This is a genomic window from uncultured Campylobacter sp., from assembly GCF_937890585.1.
GTDB lineage: Bacteria > Campylobacterota > Campylobacteria > Campylobacterales > Campylobacteraceae > Campylobacter_A.
In genome coordinates, this window is record NZ_CALACG010000342.1 from 1 (window position 1) to 2,316 (window position 2,316).

Sequence of the window (2,316 nt, forward strand, 5' to 3'; positions counted from 1 at the left end):
TAAAAGATAAAAATATCTCTCAATTTTGTGAAATTTTAACTGATCATGAAAAAAATCGCCTTTTAAATCTCATAAAAACCTATCAAACCACTCAAAAAGCCACACTTGATAAGAGGCTAAAAGAGTTAGATCATGAGCTAGAAAAGCTTAGCTCGCAAAATCAAAACTCACTTTTAAAACTAAAAGAGCAAAACGCCTTGCAAGATGAAATTTGCTCGCTTTTAACGGAGCTAAAAGATGTTCAATGAGTTTATAAACGCCTACAAGGCAAGGTATTTTAAGGTTTTTACGAGTAATTTTAAGGGCGAGCTAGCAAGGCTGGTAAACGAGCTAAATGACCCAAGTCTGCACGCAAGTGAGCAGATAAAAGAGAGCCTAAATTTACTTGTCGATACGCTAAACGAGCCCCCGCTCATCGCCGTTATCGGCCAGTTTTCAAGCGGCAAATCAACCTTCCTAAACGCCCTTCTTGGCGCAGACGTCCTGCCCTCAGGCCTCACGCCAGTCACCGCTAAAGCTGTGCGGCTAAAATTCGCCAAACTGCCGCTTCTAAGCGTGAAATTTACAAACGGTAGCGAGAGCCTGCTAGCTAGCAGCGAGCTTGGCGAGCTAAACGCTATGAGCGAGCAGATCGGTGGCATGACACTCTATGCGCCAAGTGAAATTTTAAAAGAGATAAATTTCATCGACACGCCGGGGCTAAATTCGCTGCGAGACGCCGACACAAAAGAGACCAAAAACACCCTAAAAAAGGTCTGTGGTGCGATCTGGCTAAGCCTTGCAAACAACGCTGCGAAGGCGAGCGAGCTTGAGAGCATAAAAGAAATTTTAGAGCAAAACGACCTAAAAGCGATCTGCCTAATAAATCAAAAAGACAAACTAAGCGAAGATGAGCTTAACACGCTACTAGCGCACGTTGGGCAAACCTACAAAGAGCTCTTTGCTAGCCGCGTAGCGATCTCGTCAAAGCAAGCACTTCTTGGTATCACAAATGGCGATGAGAGCTTGCTTGAGGAGTCAAATTTCGCCGGTGCATTAAGCGCGATAAAAGAGACATTTTTAGACACGAGCTTTAAAGAAAATTTCATCAAAGCAAAGGCTAGAAAGATCGTAAATTTCTTAATAAACGAGCAGGAAAATAGGCTTAGGATTTATAGTGAAGCGCAAGAAATTTTAGATGATTTTAACGGCAAACTTGCTGGGAATTTAGAGCAGATAAAAGAGGAGTTTAAGCCTAAAATCGCCCTGCGATATAGCGATATGAATGAGGCTGTAAAGCTTGCGGCGGATGAGATATTTAAGCTTTTAAAGCCATTTTCAAGGACCAAATTTACAGCCTCAAAGACCCTTTTAAACAAGGAAATTTACAAGCGCGAGAGCTTTGACGCGATCAGCCTTGACACCGACGAGGTCTTTTCAAAGCTCATCTACGAGGACGTGGTCTTTAGCAAGTTTTTTAAGCGCTACAAAAGAGATCTAAAAGAGCTTGAAAGTGCGATAATATCGGCATTTGATGAGCTTTATAAAAAGCCAGAAAATGAGTTTTTGATCTACAAATCCCGCTATGAAAATTTTAGTAGCTTTGAGGAGCTTAGCTCTAGTTTTGAGACAAAGTCGATAAATACCTACGCTGGACAGAGCTTTGAGAACTTTTTAAGAGAGTTTGAAACGGCTAAATTTAGGGCTACGCAAAAGGTTTCGCTATTTTTTGAAAAGCTTGATGTAAAGGTTGCCTCAAACTATGAAAATGCGCTTAAGCTCGCGGTTTATTTTCTAAAACAAAAGATGGAAAACTCGCTAAATTCGCACCTGCAAATAAATACGCCACTTTATATACCAAACGCAAAAGAGGTCTTTGAGCGGATGTTAAATGCCTTTAGCTTGTACGAATTTGACGATCTAATGTGCTCAAACAACTCTTTTTTAAATAAAATTTTTGAGATTGGAAAAAGATTAATTCTTCCTATTTTATTTTCTTTTATTTTTTCAATAATTTTTTTAGCTTCTAAATCATTATGAACCACAACTCCTTGTAAATTTGAAGAAAGAACAGTGTCTATTGCCTTTTTATATTTATCTTCTACAGATATTAAGTCACCAAGGGTTCCACATATCATTTTTTTTATGTCTTTCTCTTTTTCACAAAGTTTAAATAAATCTTGTATTGATTTACTATACCCCTCATAATTTCTGATATAATGTTTTAACATTAAAATTTCTTTATTTTTTAATGTAATTTCATTGCTAATAATAGAATTTTTACTTTTAAGTTTCTTAATTTCTTCTTCTAATTCATTTATACTTATAGTATATTTG

Annotated in this window: 2 protein-coding genes and 1 pseudogene; 2 read left to right on the plus strand and 1 reads right to left on the minus strand. The window is 37.7% G+C overall.

Going from position 1 to position 2,316, the window contains the following annotated elements; translation table 11 throughout:
• The coding region (locus Q0296_RS10250) for a hypothetical protein (RefSeq protein WP_298040268.1) at positions 1-248 on the plus strand (248 nt) is incomplete at its 5' end.
• Positions 238-2,019, plus strand: a complete 1,782-nt coding sequence (locus Q0296_RS10255; protein ID WP_298040269.1) for a dynamin family protein — start codon at positions 238-240, stop codon at positions 2,017-2,019. The genes Q0296_RS10250 and Q0296_RS10255, both read left to right, overlap by 11 nt.
• Here the strand turns inward: Q0296_RS10255 and Q0296_RS11565 are convergent.
• Positions 1,992-2,210, minus strand: a pseudogene (locus Q0296_RS11565) (hypothetical protein); the annotation flags it as partial. The gene Q0296_RS10255 and the pseudogene Q0296_RS11565 overlap by 28 nt on opposite strands.
• Positions 2,211-2,316 lie beyond the last annotated feature (106 nt).